Source organism: Pyxidicoccus sp. M15 (genome assembly GCF_056858435.1).
In genome coordinates this window covers 4259658-4275409 of record NZ_CM166495.1, presented here as the reverse complement: position 1 = coordinate 4275409, position 15752 = coordinate 4259658, and the positions used below count along the sequence as shown (strand labels likewise).

The 15752-nt window shown below is 70.2% G+C and carries 13 protein-coding genes and 1 pseudogene; 10 read left to right on the top strand and 4 right to left on the bottom strand.

From position 1 onward, the window contains the following. Positions 1-44 precede the first annotated feature (44 nt). The 7 genes from ACX9TP_RS16130 (at position 45) to ACX9TP_RS16100 (ending at position 5385) form a co-directional block, all read left to right on the top strand. Entirely contained in the window at positions 45-491 is a 447-nt protein-coding gene (locus ACX9TP_RS16130; protein WP_482980610.1) for a hypothetical protein, read from the top strand. Positions 492-546: 55 nt separating this feature from the next. Further along, entirely contained in the window at positions 547-978 is a 432-nt protein-coding gene (locus ACX9TP_RS16125; RefSeq protein WP_482980609.1) for a MarR family winged helix-turn-helix transcriptional regulator, read from the top strand. 28 nt (positions 979-1006) lie between these two features. Next, positions 1007-1753, top strand: a complete 747-nt coding sequence (locus ACX9TP_RS16120; protein ID WP_482980608.1) for an NADPH-dependent F420 reductase — start codon at positions 1007-1009, stop codon at positions 1751-1753. Between the two features lie 148 nt (positions 1754-1901). Beyond that, entirely contained in the window at positions 1902-2573 is a 672-nt protein-coding gene (locus ACX9TP_RS16115) for a nitroreductase (protein ID WP_482980607.1), read from the top strand. Between the two features lie 399 nt (positions 2574-2972). Then, a complete protein-coding gene (locus ACX9TP_RS16110) occupies positions 2973-3965 on the top strand; it encodes a quinone oxidoreductase family protein (RefSeq protein ID WP_482980606.1) in 993 nt (330 codons plus the stop codon). 153 nt (positions 3966-4118) lie between these two features. Continuing rightward, positions 4119-4334, top strand: a complete 216-nt coding sequence (locus ACX9TP_RS16105) for a ribbon-helix-helix domain-containing protein (RefSeq protein ID WP_482980605.1) — start codon at positions 4119-4121, stop codon at positions 4332-4334. Between the two features lie 355 nt (positions 4335-4689). After that, complete coding sequence (locus ACX9TP_RS16100) at positions 4690-5385, top strand: sensor histidine kinase (RefSeq protein WP_482980604.1); 696 nt, start codon at positions 4690-4692, stop codon at positions 5383-5385. Between the two features lie 11 nt (positions 5386-5396). Here ACX9TP_RS16100 and ACX9TP_RS16095 read toward each other — a convergent pair whose 3' ends face one another. From ACX9TP_RS16095 to ACX9TP_RS16085, 3 genes are all read right to left on the bottom strand, one after another. Further along, positions 5397-6566: an MBL fold metallo-hydrolase gene (locus ACX9TP_RS16095; protein WP_482980603.1), complete on the bottom strand. Its 1170-nt coding sequence runs from the start codon at positions 6564-6566 to the stop codon at positions 5397-5399. After that, positions 6563-7165: a TetR/AcrR family transcriptional regulator gene (locus ACX9TP_RS16090; protein WP_482980602.1), complete on the bottom strand. Its 603-nt coding sequence runs from the start codon at positions 7163-7165 to the stop codon at positions 6563-6565. Before ACX9TP_RS16090 ends, ACX9TP_RS16095 begins: the two co-directional genes overlap by 4 nt. A gap of 163 nt (positions 7166-7328) precedes the next feature. After that, complete coding sequence (locus ACX9TP_RS16085) at positions 7329-11453, bottom strand: DUF3857 domain-containing protein (RefSeq protein ID WP_482980601.1); 4125 nt, start codon at positions 11451-11453, stop codon at positions 7329-7331. 771 nt (positions 11454-12224) lie between these two features. On the opposite strand from ACX9TP_RS16085, the pseudogene ACX9TP_RS16080 reads away from it, so the two are divergent. Beyond that, positions 12225-12767: pseudogene (locus ACX9TP_RS16080) on the top strand (acyltransferase family protein); the annotation flags it as partial. Between the two features lie 387 nt (positions 12768-13154). On the opposite strand, the gene ACX9TP_RS16075 reads toward ACX9TP_RS16080, so the two are convergent. Further along, a complete protein-coding gene (locus tag ACX9TP_RS16075) occupies positions 13155-14252 on the bottom strand; it encodes a tetratricopeptide repeat protein (RefSeq protein ID WP_482980600.1) in 1098 nt (365 codons plus the stop codon). Between the two features lie 99 nt (positions 14253-14351). Between ACX9TP_RS16075 and ACX9TP_RS16070 the strand changes: the two genes are divergently transcribed. Next, a complete protein-coding gene (locus ACX9TP_RS16070; RefSeq protein ID WP_482980599.1) occupies positions 14352-14942 on the top strand; it encodes a helix-turn-helix domain-containing protein in 591 nt (196 codons plus the stop codon). Beyond that, the gene (locus ACX9TP_RS16065; protein ID WP_482980598.1) at positions 14939-15466 is read left to right on the top strand and encodes a GNAT family N-acetyltransferase; all 528 of its coding nucleotides are present in this window, start codon (positions 14939-14941) and stop codon (positions 15464-15466) included. Before ACX9TP_RS16070 ends, ACX9TP_RS16065 begins: the two co-directional genes overlap by 4 nt. Positions 15467-15752 lie beyond the last annotated feature (286 nt).

Sequence of the window (15752 nt, the reverse complement as noted above, 5' to 3'; positions counted from 1 at the left end):
GGGCGGCACGACCCGCCCCCGCCCTTGGCTAGAGCAGCTTCGCCATGATTTCGCGCTCGCGCTGCTCGAGCGTGATCGAGGCGACCGTCCAGTCGATGAGCGCGCATAGCCTCAAGGTCGGCGTGGTGGGCCTGGCCTCCGAGAAGACGGTCCGCACGGCCATGTCCGGCCGCGCCGAGGGCCTGGAAGTCACCGGCTACGAGGAGGCCCTCTCCGTCGCCGTCCCCGAGGCCCGCAAGGCCGGCGCGGACGTCGTCGTGGTGGTGGCCGACGCGTGTGTCTCCGAGCTACAGCCCGTCGTCGCCAAGCACGCCGACTGGAAGCGCATAACAGAACCTAGAACCGAGGTACCCCGTGCCGATTCAGACCCAGGCCGACATCGGCGGTCGGCGCGGCCCGCTGAGTCCCCCGCTCGCCATCCCGTCATGGCGACCGTCGGCCCGCCCACAAGGCCTCCAGTGGTAACCGCGCCACCGCAGAGGTCGGCTTGACACGCCCTCACGGCCCGTTATTCATCTAGAGCACTAGATTATAGCGAGCTAGACGATGGCATCCGAGCGAGCGAGCGTTGGCCCACAGCTTTCCTTCGCGCTTTACGGCGCGGCGAACCGGATGGTGCGCCTGCACAAGCCCTTCCTTGAGCCGCTGGGGCTGACCTTCCCCCAGTACCTCGCGATCCTTGAGCTGCTGGATGGCGCGCCACTTTCCGTCGGTGCCCTCGGGGCCCGCCTCGACATGGACACGGGCACGATCACGCCGCTGATCAAACGACTCGATGCCGCCGGCCTGGTCACGCGGACGCGCGACCCCGCCGACGAACGCCGCGTGCTGGTCGACCTGACCCCCCGTGGCCGCGCCCTCGAAGCCGAGGTGCGGGGCATCAACGACAAGATCAAGTCGGCCTGCCAGCTCACCGACCAGGGCCTCGACGAGCTTCGTCGCACGCTGGAAGCGCTGGCGCACCCGGCGGCCGAGTAACCCCGCAGGACAACCAGGAGAGCATCCAATGAAGATCGGCATCATGGGCACTGGCCACATCGGGAAGACCCTGGTCCAGAAGTTGAGTGTGGCCGGACATGACGTGAAGGTAGCCAACTCCCGTGGCCCGGAGACGATCGGGGCCGACGTGCTGGCCTTGGGCGGACGCGCGATCTCGGCGGCGGACACGGTGGCGGACGTCGACGCTGTGCTCATCTCGATCCCCCTGAACCGGATTCCCCAGATCGCGCCGCTGATCGCCAGGCTGCCGGCCGATACGGTTGTCATCGACACCTCAAACTACTATCCGTTTCGCGACGGTAAGATCGACGCCATCGAGGCGGGTCAGGTCGAGAGCCTATGGGTGGCCGAGCAGCTGGGCCGGCCGATCGTCAAGGCGTGGAACTCGATCATATCGGACTCCTTCGTCAACAAGGGCCAGCCGGCGGGAGCTCCGGGCCGCATCGCGCTTCCCGTCGCGGCCGACCGCGAACCTGATCGGAAGGTCGGGATGTCGCTGGTCGAAGCGACGGGGTTCGACGCGTTCGATTCCGGCACGCTCGCCGAGTCGTGGCGACTTCAGCCGGGCGCACCCGCCTATTGCACGGACCTCACCCGCAGTGAGCTGTCGGCCGCGCTGGCCGGGGCCGAGCGGGATCGGCTGACGAAGCGGCGCGATCTGGCGACTGCGGTGTTCCGCGAACGCTACGACCTTGGCAGGGAGGTTCCGCCTGCCGATTTCGTCATCCGCGTGCATCGCACGTTGTTCATGTGAGTCCTTACGCGATCCTCGACGTACCTTCGGCGACCACGGGTCGGGCTCACGTCCTACGCCAGCCCCACACGGGCCATGTCACCTTCCGGCGAAGGCCGCAATCCTTTACATGCTCCCTCGTTGTCGTGGCCCTGCTTGAGAATGCAAGATGCCTGAATCCTCACTGTTTCGCGACGTCATCCGCAACCGCCATTCCGTCCGCAGCTTCCTTCCCGACCCGGTGCCGGACGCTGTCATGCGCGCCGTATTGGAAGACGCGCAACTTGCTCCATCGAACTGCAATACCCAACCGTGGCAGGTTCACATCGTTTCCGGTGCAAAACTGGACGCGCTGAGCAGGGCGATCCTCGCGGACGAAGAAGCCGGGCGGCACACGCCCGACTTCAGCTTCGGCCCCTACCCTGGTGTTTACGGTCAGCGCCTCAAAGCGCAGGGAGCCGCCTATTACCAGGCGATTGGGGTCGCCCGCGAAGCGACTGATGAGCGCCGGACTGCTGCACTCTACAACTTGAAATTCTTTGGCGCGCCGCATGTTGCGCTGCTGTTCATGCCAGCCGTTGGTGACAATGTGCGCGTCGCTGGGGACATTGGTATGTACGGCCAGACATTCCTGCTGTCGCTCACCGCTCACGGGCTCGGTGGCATTCCCCAGACGATGCTCGGCACCTACGCCGACACGATCCGCGGGCTGCTCGGCATCGAGCCATCCATGAAGATGCTGTTCGGCATCTCGTTTGGCCACCCTAACGAAACTTCGGCGGCGAATCGGTACCGGATCGGCAAGGCCCCCATCGAAGAGAATGTGATCTTTCACTCCTGATACTGCCAAGGTTCGGGGAGGGCCGCTGACGGGGCGGCCCGAGTGATGCTCCCGTCCGGTGGACAGGCCGCTTGAGCCCCTTTGGGGTACACGCCTGCCCAGGCCGCGCTCCCCTCACTTCACGTACGCCAAGACGCGCCGGCTGCCTCCACACCTCAAGCACGCGAACACATCCAGGGCGAACGTCCTGCGCAGCCGCCGGCGAGAGTCCAAACGGGGGGTGCGCTCCTTCCTCGTCTCCTCCACCGTCGCAGCAAAGGCGGGCTCTCCTCCGCCAGCCCCGGCGCCTCCCCCGCTTGAGGGAGCGCCGTTCGCCACCCGTTACAATAGCGCCTTCAGGCTCGCCAGGTCGCGGCGAGCGGGACCGAAGCGATCAGTTCAGAGTGTAGGAGTTTGCAAATGAAGGCTTGGCGCGCCGAGACATTCGGCAAACCCAGTGATGTCTTGAAGCTGGTCGATATCGACGTTCCTGTTCCAGGACCAGGAGAGGCGCTGCTCAGGGTTTTGGCGACAAATATCGGCCTGCCTGACCGCATGATGCTGGAAGGCCGCTATTTCCTCGTGCCGACGCCGCCGGTGACCCCGGGTCAGGAGGTCGTCGGTATCGTCGAGGCGGCAGGACGCGGCTATCCCTTTCCGATCGGCACGCGGGTGATCGGCGGCACCAATTTCACCAGGGGCTCGGGCGGCCTGGCGGAATATTGCCTGTCCCCGGGCAACGGCGCGGTGCCGGCGTCCGATGACATGCCCGACGAGCAGGCGGCAGCCTTCCTGGGAACGTTCCACGTCGCTTATGTCGGGCTGGTCAATCGCGCCCGTGCAAGGCCGGGCGAGTCGCTGTTGGTGCTTGGCGGATCAGGCGGGACCGGTTCGACCGCGATCCAGCTCGCCAAGGCTTTGGGCCTCACCGTGATCGCCACCGTGCGCGACGGGAAAAAAGCCGCGTACTGCCGTCAGCAAGGCGCCGACCATGTCATCGTCCTTGGGACCGGTTCGCTGGACGAGCAGGTCCGCGCGCTGACCGGAGGCAAAGGCGCCGACATCGTCTATGACACGGTCGGGTCGACATTGGCCGACCAAGCGCTCGACGCGATTGCCATCGGCGGACGTTATATCCTGATTGGCTTTGCCGGCGGTTCGGCTTTCCCCACGGTCGAGCCGTTCAAAATCCTGACGCATGGCATCTCCGTCACCGGCGCTTTGCACAGCGTGCGCACCGCTGAGGAGCGCGATGACGCGATCACCACACTGGGTCGTCTGTTCTCCGAAGGGAAGATCTCCATGCCGATCGACAAGATCATATCGTTCGCGGAAGTCCCCGAGGCTCTCGACCGTCTGGGAGGTGCGGTCAACGGCAAGTTGATCGCCCGTATCGGCGACCAGCGCTCCTGACCGCGTCTGAGAACCTTGTCTACGTCTCATGCTCGCGTTCTGAAAGAGCAAGCCCCCGTGAATGTCCTACGCGTTTCCGATCGTGGACGTCCTGCGTTTCAAGGACGGAAGGAGTGTTGAGGGAGTGGGCTGGAGCAAAGAGGTGTACCCTGCATGCGCAAGCCGGAGGAGCGCATGCCCCGTCACGACCCCGCCGATACCCCTCCCGAAAAGCGCCGCGCAGAGAAAGGCAGCGTGGTGGGGAAGCAACTGGTCCGCCACACCGTGCAGTCATGGGCGGACTTGGAAGAACTGGCGCAGCGCTGGAAGTGCAGTGAGGCCGACGTCGTCCGCCGCGCGCTACGTGAGGCCGCCGAGCGGAGCGAGTAACGCCCCCGACGCGAGGGTCGCACCAGGTGAGCGCCGCCGACGCCACGGACGGCGGCACTCACCGGGCGCTGAACGTCTTTCCGTCTCCGCCGTCACAGGGCCCCCCTCGTGGCCTGGTAACTGGCGCGATCCCCCTGGTAACTGCGGTTACCACCGGGGCGCCTGACGCGAGCTCTCCGGAGCCATTCCATCCCTGAGAAATTCACGGGTTGCGGGGGCCTCCTGGCGCATAAGAGGGATGGGGGCCCTGTTGAGGGGGAGGGAGGGTGCAGAGGGGCCGAGGAGGGCCGCTGACGGGGCCGCCCGAGCGATGCTCCCGGCCGGTGGACAGCACGCGGAATTCCAGGAGCAGCTGATGGGCATCGTCAGCCATGACATCCGCAGCCCGCTGGGCGCCATCATGAACTGGTCCCGCATGCTGGCCGAGGCCGGCACCGCGGAGGAGGCGAAGCAGACCAGCAAGCGCATCGCCACGGCGGCCGTGCGAATCGAGCGCCTCACCCGGCTGCTGCTGGACTTCACCCGCACGCGGCTGGTGGGCGGCGTCGCGATTGAGCCGCGCCCCATGGACCTGAAGGACTTGTCCGCGAAGGTGGCCCACGAGTTCCGCGTGGCCTTCCCACAGCGCGTGGTGGAGGTGGAGCACAAGGGCAACACCGCCGGCACGTGGGACCCGGACCGGCTAGGCCAGGTGGCGTCCAACCTGGTGGAGAACGCGCTGAAGTACAGCCCGGCGGACAGCCCGGTGCGCCTGGCGGTGCGCAGCGTGCGCAACAAGGTGGTGCTCGAGGTGAGCAACGCCGGCCGCCCCATCCCCGACAACCTGCTGCCCCACCTCTTCGAGCCCTTCCGCCGCGGCCCGCAGACGGCCCGCACGCTGAAGATGAGCTACGGGCTGGGGCTCTACATCGTCCGGGAAATCGTCCAGGCCCACGGGGGCACCATCGAGGTGACGTCCGCGGAGACCGAGGGCACCACCTTCACGGTGACACTGCCGCGCCGCTCGGAGCCGACGAAGCCCGGCGGCCCGCCACAAGGCCCCCGCACCTAGCCTCCCGGCGCTCAGTCCATCTGCGTCGCGACGATGGGGTCCTGCTCCGCCGTCTGCCAGGGCAGCTGCGGCCACCAGCGCTCCAACGCGGGCAGGGCCCCGGGCTCGAAGCTCTGGCCCGGCCTGGGCACCACCGCCGTCACGCCGGCCCGCTCGGACGCCGCGAGCACCCGCTCCACCGGCTCCGTCCAGCCGTGGAAGGCCAGGTTGAACAGGCCCCAGTGCACCGGCAGCAGCACGCGGCCGCGCACCAGCTGGTGGGCCCGGACGGCCTGCTCGGGCCCCAGGTGCCAGTCGGGCCAGGCGCTGCCGTAGGCGCCCGCCTCAATCATCGTCAGGTCGAAGGGCCCCAGCTTCTCGCCGATGTCGCGCATGGCCGGGAACAGCCCCGTGTCGCCGGAGAACCAGACGCGGTGCTGCGGCCCGAGCAGCGCATAGCTGGCCCACAGCGTCGCGTCGTTGTCGATGACGAGCCTGCCGGAGGCATGGCGCGCCGGCGTGGCGACAATCTCCAGCCCCTTCACCTTCGTGCGCTCCCACCAGTCCAGCTCGACGATGCGCTCGGCGGGCACGCCCCAGTAGGCCAGGTGCGCCCCCACGCCGAGCGGCACGATGAAGGTGGTGTCCCAGTCCTTCATCGCGGTGATGGTCGGCTCGTCCAGGTGGTCGTAGTGGTCATGGGAGATGAGGACGGCGTCGGGCTTCGGCAGCTCGTCCAGCGCGATGAGCGGCCCGTACCAGCGCTTCGGCCCCACCGTGCTCAGCGGCGACACGCGCTCGCCCCACACCGGGTCCGTGAGGATGCGGTAGCCGTCCACCTCCACCAGCAGCGTGGAGTGCCCCAGCCACGTGACGCGCAGCCCGGTGGCGGGCGGCGTGGCGAAGCGCTCCGGGCCCGCGCGCGCCGTGGGCAGCGGGATGGAGGGGTTCGCATCCGCGCTGGCCTTGAAGGCCCCCGTCACCGAGCCCCAGAAGTCGTTCTTCAGGGGCTGCGGGTTCACGAAGCGCGCGTCGCCGCCCCACTGCGGGGACTTCTCCATGCGCGCGCGCCGCTCCCCGCCCGCCCGGCGGCCGAACGCCCGCCACCCGTCCACCAGCGCGGCCACCACCACCGCGACGAACAGCACGCCCAGCCCCAGGGCCACCCGACGTGGCCAGCTCCGCTGCTTCCCGCTCTTCATGAGGTTTCCCCGAGTGGCACGCACACCGCGCGCACGGCGACCGTCATCCGCTCCACGAAGACATCCCGGCTGGGGCAGCCATGCTTGAGCCCTCGCGCCGTCGCCTGCAGCGTCTCCGCCAGCTGGCGCGCCGTGAGGCCGGAAGCCTTGTAGCCGGCCATCAGCCCGGACGCGCGGAGCGCCTTCGCCACGGCCTCCACGAACTGGCCTTCGAACTGATCCACCAGCGGGAGGATGTCGCCCCCCGCCTCGGCGAGGTCCGACGCGCCCGCGCCCACCATCCCCACGTACCGGCCCGTCGCCTCGTCGAACGCGCGCACCAGCCGCGCCTCCAGCCGGAGCGACGCGTCCCCGAGCGCGGCGGTGGCCGCCTCCAGCGAGCCGTCCAGCGCGTGCTGGACGGTGGCCCGGAACAGCTCCTCCTTCGTCGCGAAGTGCAGGTACAGCCCCTGCCGCGACACCTGCGCGGCGCGCGCCACCTCGTCCATGGACGTCTTGCGGAAGCCGTAGCGCAGGAACACCGTCAGCGCGGCGTCCAGCAGCTTGCGCTGGCGTGCGTCATCGGCCGGCCTGGGCGCAGCGGTGGGGTCGGGAGCCATTCCCGACAGATTTGACAATGTGGACTCAGATTGTCAATCGAGACAGCGGCGCAGCAGGGCGGACAGCTCGGACGCCTCGAAGGGCTTGGCCAGGTAGTCGGTGCACCCACTGTCGAAGCCTGCCTGCACGCTGCGGGACTCGGAGCGCATAAGAGGGGTCGGGTCAGTGCGTCCTGGAGGCGGTCTTGACCGCTCCACTCCGCTCGCGGCCCATGCGGGCCTGCGCGAGGCGATGGAAGGACCGAACGTCGGACGTGTCCGCGGGAGGCACGGCTCGATAGAGCGCCTTCGCCACTTCGGACAGGCCGTAGGCCTCGGCGAGCCGCGCCTTCACGTAGAGGATGCCCGCGTCCAGCCTGTCGGACCGGTCCTGGGCGACCGCTTCGTCCACCAGCGTGCGCGCCTCCTCCAGCTTCCCCGTCTCCACCAGCAGCGTGGCGAGCAGGGCGGTCGACTCCGTGTCACCGTCCCCGCTCAGGTCCACCGCCCGCTGGGCCCGCTCGATTGCCTCGGGCGTCACTCGGCCCTGGTGCAGCGCCGCCCAGGCCAGCGTCCGGTAGGCCTCCGCGCTCGCGGCGCCGCGCTTGAGCAACTCATCGCCTGTTCGCGTCACCTCGGGCCAGTCACCCAGGTTCATGGCCGCGACGATTCGCGTCTCCATGCCCAGGGCATCCGTGTGCAGCAGGCCCAGCCGGCCGTCAGCGGCCTCGCGCAGCGCCGACCACCGGCCCCGCTCTATCAGCAGCTCCCGCTTCAGCCAGAAGGCCTCCGCCGACTGCGGCACGTCCTCGCGCACCTCGTCCAGGATGGCCTCCGCGTCCGGGCTCCGGCCGGCCGCCCTCAGCACCACCGCGAGCGCCATCAGCAGCCGGTGGCGCTCCTCGCCCGACGCGTACTGCGCCTGGGTCCGCAGCGCGGCGAGGACGCGCGCGTCGCCCGTGCTCGCGCCCAGGTAGGCGGACGCGGCACGCAGGTGTGTCACCCCTTCGGCTCCCGAGAAGCCCCGCATCGTGTTCGCGAAGGAGGCCAGGGGCGACAGCCCCTCGGGAGACACGTCGCTCGCATCCGCGACGGCCCAGCCAATCCACAGCAGCGCTTCCTTGAGCTGGCTGGCATCCAGCCACCGCAGCGCCTCCGCCCCGAGCGGGCGCGGGTCCGCCGCCGAGGCCAGCAGCCGGTACTCCTTGTTCTCACGCACCAGGTACCAGACGTCCTCGTACGTTCGCGAGCCGAGGAGCATCTTCATCCGCACGCGGTAGCCGGCCTTCTCCTGGCCCTCGGTCTTCAGGTCGAGCGCCGCCACCGCGAGCTCCGCCATGGACGCCACGCCCACCGTGTCCAGCGAGGTCCTCGCGTAGCGCGAGGTCTGTGCGTACATGAGCTCCAGCTTCCGGCGCAGCTCGCTGTCCTTCCGGTCCCGGGAGGAGAGCAGGGGAAGGAGGGTGGCCTCGAACTCCTTCGCGTCGCGCGACATCCAGGCCGCCTTGATGATGCGGCGCACCAGTGCCTCGGGGCCCTTGTCCTCCTTCGCGCCCTGGCCGTCTCTCGACTTCTTCGCCAGCTCCAGCCGGAGCTGCCGGTCCGGGGCGTAGGCGCCCTTGAGCGATGCCTCGAAGAGCTGCGCCGCCATGTCGGAGCGACCGCGGGTGAGCAGGTGGTTCCCCGCGAGCTCCAGCGCCTCGCGACGGGCCTCCAGCCCCTCGAGCTCGCGCTCCGCCTCGGCGATGGCCTCGGCGGCGCCCTTGACCTCGGCCGCGGAGATGATGAGCACCTGGTCCCGCAGCCGGGACGGCGCGGCGGTGCGCGCGGCCTCCAGTGCGTCGGTCGCGGCGCCCGAGCGGAACAGGGCCGCCAGCAGCCGGTCATCCACGTCGCGGGCCCCGAGGTCGTCACGCAGATGGCGCCAGGTGGCCACCGCCTCGGCCAGCGGGGCGCCCTGGCCGAAGTGCTCTCCCTCCGCGTTGTGCTCCAGCAGCCCCGCGAGGAGCGCGTGCGCGGCGAGGTTCTCCGGCTCCAGCGAGACGGCCTTGCGGCAGGCCGCCACCGCGCCTTTCAGGTCGGCTCCCGGACGGCGTAGCTGGCCGTGCAGGTCATGCTGCAAGACCCACGCGAGGACGTGGTGGACGAGCGGCGAGGTGGGGCGCTGCTCCACCGCGCGGCGGGCCTCGGCGCGGGCCTGCTCGCCAAAGCCCAGACGCAGCAGCGTGCCGGCGTACCGGGCGCGCACCAGCGCCGAGTCCGCGCGGGCCGTGAGCCGCTTCTCGTACACCCCGAGCCCGTCCCGTACCCGCCCACCCGCCACGAGGCGCGCGCCGCGGTCCTCGAACTCCACCACCAGCGGCTCCCGGCGGGCGAGCGCGGCCAGGGCGGTGCGGAACGCCGTCACCTCGTCCGGCGTATAGCGGCGCTTGCCGGTGTCGAAGCGGAAGGTGGCGGTGAGCCCGCCTTCCGACTCTCGCGCGAACCGAAGAGAGAGTGTGGCCGGGCCGAGGGGCAGCGTCTCGTCGCGGGGGACGACGCGCACGCCGAAGCCCGAGGGCGGCCGCAGGCGGTAGCGGGCCTCGGCGCGGTAGGCCACCGGCAGCACCAGGTCGGACTGGCGCTTCGAGGGCGCGGCCGGCTTGCGTCCCAGCTCATCCGGCAGCAGGTCGCGCACATCGTCGAGCGCCTCCGGCAGCCACGCCAGGGGCGAGTCGATGCGCAGCGGCACGCTGGCGCTGCGCCAGCCCGTGGTGGCGAAGCGCGCGGAGGCCACGTCCAGCTCCAGCCGGAACGGGCCGGTGCCGTCGTCCAGCGGCGTGTGCTTCATCCCCTCCAGCGTGCCCTCGTACTGCGCGGTGGCGAGCGCCTCCATGTTGCGGCGGAAGTCGGCCGGACGCACGGCCCGCAGCAGGCGCCGGTACTGCACCGCCAGCGTGCCCTCCAGCTCGCGCGTCTCCCGGACGCGGGCCGGCCCCTCGTCGGACAGCTCCACGGTGCGGGTGAAGACGGCGGTGTTGTGCTCGGGCCGCGACTCGTCGATGAGGGTGAGGCCCTGGGTGTCCGGGGTGGCCACCAGCGCATGGCGCCCCTGCAGCTCGGGGGCGAGCGTGCCGGCCTCCGCGCCCGGGTCCGTGGGGTCCATCCACAGCGCGGGCGAGCCGGGCACATAGACGATGGCGTGGTTGAAGAAGCCCATGCCCGGCAGGTCGGGAACGTCTTCGCGCCCGGAGCGCACCAGGGCCACGTGGGCGGGGATGCCCACGCCGCGCAGCAGGCCCACCAGCAGCGTGGACATCTCCTTGCAGTCCCCATACTGGCGCGCGAGCACCTCCTGGGGGCTGGCGGGGACGATGGCCGCCGCGCCGAACTCCAGGCCCGTGTAGCGCACCGACTCCCGCACGTGCTCCAGCAGGCGCTGCGCGATGGCCCGGCGCTCCTTCGTGCCCTTCACCAGTCCGCGCGCGCGAGCCTGGAGCGACGCGCCCTCCAGCCGGCCCTCGACGATGCGGTGGTAGGCCGTGGCAACCTCGTTCCACGAGCGGCCCGTGGAGAAGGCCACGTGCGGGTGGAAGGCCTGGGCGGCCGGCACGTCCGCCTCCAGCGGCGCCACCGGCGCGTAGGGGCCCCCCTCGAAGGCCAGGCGCTTGCGGTTGGAGTGGTGCTGCGGCAGCGGCTCGAGCGGGAGTCCGCGGACGCGCAGCGTGAGCTGGGTGGACGGAGCCACGTCGATGGCCAGGCGCACCTTGCGGACGGGCACGGGGCTGGCGAAGTAGAAGTGCGTGACGAGGCCCGCCTCGAAGAAGGCCTGCGTGTCCTCCACCACCGACTCCACCTCGACGAGGCTGCCGGGGCGCAGCGCGGGGAGCGGCGCGCGCAGCGCCCGCGTGTCGGTGTAGAGGTCCGGCGCCGCGTCCTCCACCGGCGCGTCATGCAGCGTCCGCTCGTCGAGCGGGTGCTCTTTCCCCTCCGGGGAGATGACGCGGGCGCGCAGGAGCGGCCGCTGCTGGCGCCAGGGGGACCACTCGGCGCGCGCCTCTGCCCACTCGCGCACGCCCGCGGGGGTGAGGATGCGGAAGACGTGCCGGTGGGTGGCCCGCCACTGATGGGGTGCGAGCTCCGTGTAGTGCCCCTCCTTCAGGAGGACCTCCACGTCGGTGCCCTCCGCGGGCGCGGGAAGCTTCGCGGCGGCACGCGACATGGCGGCGGCGGAGGCTTCGAACGCGGGGCCTTCCCAGGGCACCGCGCGCTCGGCGGCGATGGCGGGAAGGGCGACCAGCAGGACGCAGAGCAGCGCGGGTGACTTCATGTTCCAGACTCCATGAGGAAGGAGCCGGGTAGAACATTACAGAGTCCTCGTAGGCCACGTGCTCGGGGTGATGGCCCGGCAAGACACCGTGCGCGGGTCATTTTCACCTGCTTCCCCATATGTAAGTATAGGACGGATAGGAGCCCTTCCATGAGGAGGCCGCTCCGAGTCAAGTCCCAGCACTGCCCCCAAGCCGAGTACCTCTCGAGCTACCGCTCCGCCACGCTTCCATCCGCACTCTCGTAGGGCCCCCTTCGGGGCCCGGTGCACATTGGGGTCCGAACCGACCGGGTGCTGCCATCTGTTGAGCGAGCTCGAAGCTCTCAGGGCCTCAACGCAGTCACCCGGACGGGGCGGTTCGTGGTTTCTCGAGCAGGTACCTGCCCGGGTCAAGGCAGTACCTCAATCCTGATTTTTCCTTCCCGATTGCCCTTGCCAAGCCGGTTCAGGCCGCGGCCTTCCGCTGGTAACCCAGCGGCTGGTACTCCTCCCCCGTCACCCACAAGCGGTGCATGAGCACAGCCAGCTTGCGCATAAGAGGGATGGGGGCCCTGTTGAGGGGGAGGGAGGGTGCACAGGGGCCGAGGAGGGCCGCTGACGGGGCCGCCCGAGCGATGCTCCCGGCCGGTGGACAGGCCGCTTGAGCCCCCGTGGGGCACACGCCTGCCCAGGCCGCGCTCCCATCAGGTGCGTGGCAGGAGCCGCCGGCCTGTTGGCGCCTCTTGAGCCTCAACACCACACGGCCTGGGGTGGCCAGCAGGGGTCCGCGCGATGAGCGCGGTGCCCCACACCCCGTCCGTCACTCATGCGGCGTCACCCGCCGCCGTCATGCCCGGCCGCGCGCTGGAACTGGACGTGCTGCGGGTCCTGTCGCTGGCCGCGATGGTCACCCTGCACCTGCTATCCACCTGGAGGCTGGGCCCGGATGTCGCGCCGGGGGCCAGCGAGGTGGCGCGGGCCCTCCACGATGCCTGTCAGTTCTGCGTCCCCGCCCTCTTCCTCGTGTCGCTGGTGCTGGCGGCCCGGCGCCGGCAGTCCGCGTCCGGCCCCTCCCGCTCCCTGGCGGCCCGCATCGGAGCGCTCGCGAGGTCCACGTTCACCTGGCTCGGGCTGTACTGGCTCGTGGGGCTGGTGCTCCAGTCGCGCGGGCTCCGCTCCCCGTGGCTCTTGCTCATCCCCCTGGGAGAGGGCCTGCTGGCCACGGCGGTGCTGGCCGTGCACCTGTGGTTCATGCTCGTGCTGCTCCAGATGGAGCCCCTCGTCCCGCTGGTCCACCACGCCGTGGAGCGGCTGACGGGCGGCAGGGCGTCCCGGGCCGTGGCGCTGGTCGCCGGGGTGTTCGTGCTCAAGGCCGGGGTGACGGCCGTCATGTTCCAGCCGAGCCGCGCCGCCCTGGCCGGGTGGCTGGGCCTCACGGCGCCCTTCTGGTTGGACCTTCGGGTAGCCACCCGCTCCGAGGCTCGCATTCATGGTGGTGCAGACCTTCGGCGGGACGGCGGGCTTCCTCGCGCTGCTCCGCCGGACGCCGCGCCTGGGGGCGTGGCTGGGCATGAGGTGATGGGACGCGCTCGACCGCGCAAAACAAGACCCCGTGCGCCTCGGCCCCTGCCCGCCCCCCAAGGAAGGGCCGGGTCGTCCCCGCTTCCCTACCTGCTTCCCGAGGCAGCAAGGCATGACCGCAGCGGGACAAAGACGCGCGGTTCAGGCAATCCAACGACGGGCATGAAACAGGAGGTGGCCCTCGGGGCAGTACACGCTGACGTGCCCCGACTCGCCGTAGTGGGTCTCGTTGAAGACAGTGATGGCGCCCGGGGGCAGGTCCGGCTGCCACGTCACGGTGCGGACCTCGCCGTGATGAGGGGCGGAACAGGAGGGGCAGTAGAGGCCGCTGCCTGTCTTGGAGAGGTACTCCGCCGCGCCCACTTCGGTCAGGCCCAGCTCGACCTCGGCGCCGTCGGGGAGCTCGAGGCGCTTCAGCGCGTCCAGCTGCTCGAGCGCCCATTCGTCGAAGTTGTCGCGAACCTCGCGCGAGAGGCGCGCCAGGACGCGCTCGACGTCGAAGAAGAACTTCATCGTGGGCGGGTGACCGGCCCCCGTCCAGACCGGTGCCCTGCGGCGAGCCCGCTCCAGGCCCTGCTCGACCTCCCGTGCGGTGAGGCGGTGATACGTGTCGCGCACCTCGCGCACCTCCGCCCGGGTGAGCTTGAGTATCGGGTGGGTGTAGCCCGGGGCGGGCTTCACGACGCGCTCGTCCGAGGTGCGCGTGTCCTCGGAGAAGAGCCAGGTCTGGATGGTCTGCCGGAAGTGCGGCACCGCGTCGCGCACCCTGCCGGCCTGGAGCAGCGCCTGGGCGAGCTGGACCCGCAGCGGGTCGTCGAAGGCCCGTGCGCGGACGCGCTGCTCGAGCATCTCGATGGACGGCGTCTCGTCGAGCGTCACGTCCTCGCCCGCCAACCAGCGCTGGCGGCGCGCCTCGTCCAACTGCCCCGCCTGCTCCTGGAGCTCGGCGATGCGCTTGCGGATGCGCGGTGGGTCCTGGTGGTGCTCGACCGCCAGCCGCAGCAACTGCAGTGCGTCTTCCGCGCGTCCCTGGCTCGCGTACAGCTCGGCGATGCGCGCCCGGTAGCGAGCCACGGGGGCCGGGAAGCCCTGCTTCTCGTAGACGGAAACGATGGCCCAGAGCACCTCCTCGTGGTCCGGGTCGAGCGCCAGCACCTGAAGCAGCAGCCGGTGGGCGTCGCCAAACATGCCCGAGTCCGCCAGCTCACGCGCTTTCGAAAGAGCGACCTGTCTGTCCATGAATGGATGCGAGCCTACTGAAGCGGGTGTGGCCAGGGCGACCCGCTCGTAGCGTCCATCCATTTTACTGGACACACATCATCCACTATACTGGATGCCATGGACGTCAATGCCCGCATCGCCCGGCGCGTCCGCGCCTTGCGTGACGCCCGGGGCTTCTCGCTCGAAGCCCTGGCCGAGCGCAGCGGCGTGAGCCGCTCCAACATCTCGCTCATCGAGCGCGGTGAGAGCAGCCCCACCGCCGTCGTGCTCGACAAGCTGTCCGCTGCACTCGGCGTCACCCTCGCGTCCCTCTTCGACGGCGAGGCGTCCTCCCCCGCCGAGCCGTCACCCCTGGTTCGCGCGGCGGACCAGCCCCTCTGGACCGACCCCGCCTCCGGCTACGTCCGCCGCAACCTCTCCCCCGCCGTGCGCTCGCCCCTCCAGCTCGTCGAGGTGAGCTTCCCCGCGGGCCAGCGCGTCTCCTACGAGACGGGCGCCCGCGACGCCGACATCCAGCAGCAGGTCTGGCTCATCGACGGCGTCATGGAGATTACCGCCGGCAAGGAGCAGTGGCGCCTCGAGGCCGGCGACTGCCTCTCCATGCGCCTCGACCAGCCCATCTCCTTCCGCAACCCCACCCGCAAGCCGGCTCGCTATCTGGTCGCGCTCGTCACCCTGCCCTTCACGCCCGCCCGGAGGAACGGATGATGGAAGACATACGCATCCGCCGCATCAACGCCCACGAAGCCCACGCGTGCGTGGAGCGGCTCGCGGACGTGCTCCTCGACTGCGTCGAGGGCGGCGCATCCGTGAGCTTCATGCTCCCCCTGCCTCGAGAGAAGGCCCTGACGTTCTGGCGCGGCGTCGCCGACGCCGTCGTGCGCGGAGAGCGCGTGCTGCTCGTCGCCGAAAACGGCGAAGGCCAGCTTGTCGGCACCGTGCAACTCCTCATGGCCATGCCCGACAACGCGCCCCACCGCGCCGAGGTCGCGAAGATGCTCGTCCGCCGCGAGGCTCGCGGTCGCGGCGTCGCACGGCGCCTCATGGCGGCGCTCGACGATGAGGCTCGCAAGGAAGGAAAGACCGTCCTCCTGCTCGACACCGTGACGGGCAGCAACGCGGAGCGGCTCTACACCCGGGCCGGCTGGCAGCGGGTGGGCGACGTTCCCAAGTACGCCCTCATGCCCGACGGCGGGTTCTGCAGCACCACGCTCTTCTACAAGCACCTCTGACACGGCCAGGAGCCTCGCTCCCTGATGGCTTCGAACCCATGTCCGCCTCAGGTCCTCCCCGGGTCTACACCGCCAATGTGGGCGGCGCCCATCCCGCCGCGCGGGACGGGGCCTCGGCGGCGACCTGGCAGGGCGCGCAGCCGCGCGTGATGTTCCCGCGCGGCCCCTGAGACTCCGCTCCTTCCCGCGTGCAGCCGCCGCCCTGGCGGGTCAATCAAGCCAGACATTGCAAACCCATCCACCAAGCGCCATGACCTAGACACCAGGAAAACACCTGAATTGTAAT

What these genes read in the sequence shown, in the direction of transcription:
- ACX9TP_RS16070 (WP_482980599.1), top strand. Translation starts at nt 14,352, where the DNA reads ATGGACGTCAATGCCCGCATCGCCCGGCGCGTCCGCGCCTTGCGTGAC.
- ACX9TP_RS16075 (WP_482980600.1), bottom strand. Translation starts at nt 14,252, where the DNA reads ATGGACAGACAGGTCGCTCTTTCGAAAGCGCGTGAGCTGGCGGACTCG.
- ACX9TP_RS16120 (WP_482980608.1), top strand. Translation starts at nt 1,007, where the DNA reads ATGAAGATCGGCATCATGGGCACTGGCCACATCGGGAAGACCCTGGTC.
- ACX9TP_RS16090 (WP_482980602.1), bottom strand. Translation starts at nt 7,165, where the DNA reads ATGGCTCCCGACCCCACCGCTGCGCCCAGGCCGGCCGATGACGCACGC.
- ACX9TP_RS16065 (WP_482980598.1), top strand. Translation starts at nt 14,939, where the DNA reads ATGATGGAAGACATACGCATCCGCCGCATCAACGCCCACGAAGCCCAC.
- ACX9TP_RS16130 (WP_482980610.1), top strand. Translation starts at nt 45, where the DNA reads ATGATTTCGCGCTCGCGCTGCTCGAGCGTGATCGAGGCGACCGTCCAG.
- ACX9TP_RS16100 (WP_482980604.1), top strand. Translation starts at nt 4,690, where the DNA reads ATGGGCATCGTCAGCCATGACATCCGCAGCCCGCTGGGCGCCATCATG.
- ACX9TP_RS16105 (WP_482980605.1), top strand. Translation starts at nt 4,119, where the DNA reads ATGCGCAAGCCGGAGGAGCGCATGCCCCGTCACGACCCCGCCGATACC.
- ACX9TP_RS16115 (WP_482980607.1), top strand. Translation starts at nt 1,902, where the DNA reads ATGCCTGAATCCTCACTGTTTCGCGACGTCATCCGCAACCGCCATTCC.
- ACX9TP_RS16125 (WP_482980609.1), top strand. Translation starts at nt 547, where the DNA reads ATGGCATCCGAGCGAGCGAGCGTTGGCCCACAGCTTTCCTTCGCGCTT.
- ACX9TP_RS16095 (WP_482980603.1), bottom strand. Translation starts at nt 6,566, where the DNA reads ATGAAGAGCGGGAAGCAGCGGAGCTGGCCACGTCGGGTGGCCCTGGGG.
- ACX9TP_RS16085 (WP_482980601.1), bottom strand. Translation starts at nt 11,453, where the DNA reads ATGAAGTCACCCGCGCTGCTCTGCGTCCTGCTGGTCGCCCTTCCCGCC.
- ACX9TP_RS16110 (WP_482980606.1), top strand. Translation starts at nt 2,973, where the DNA reads ATGAAGGCTTGGCGCGCCGAGACATTCGGCAAACCCAGTGATGTCTTG.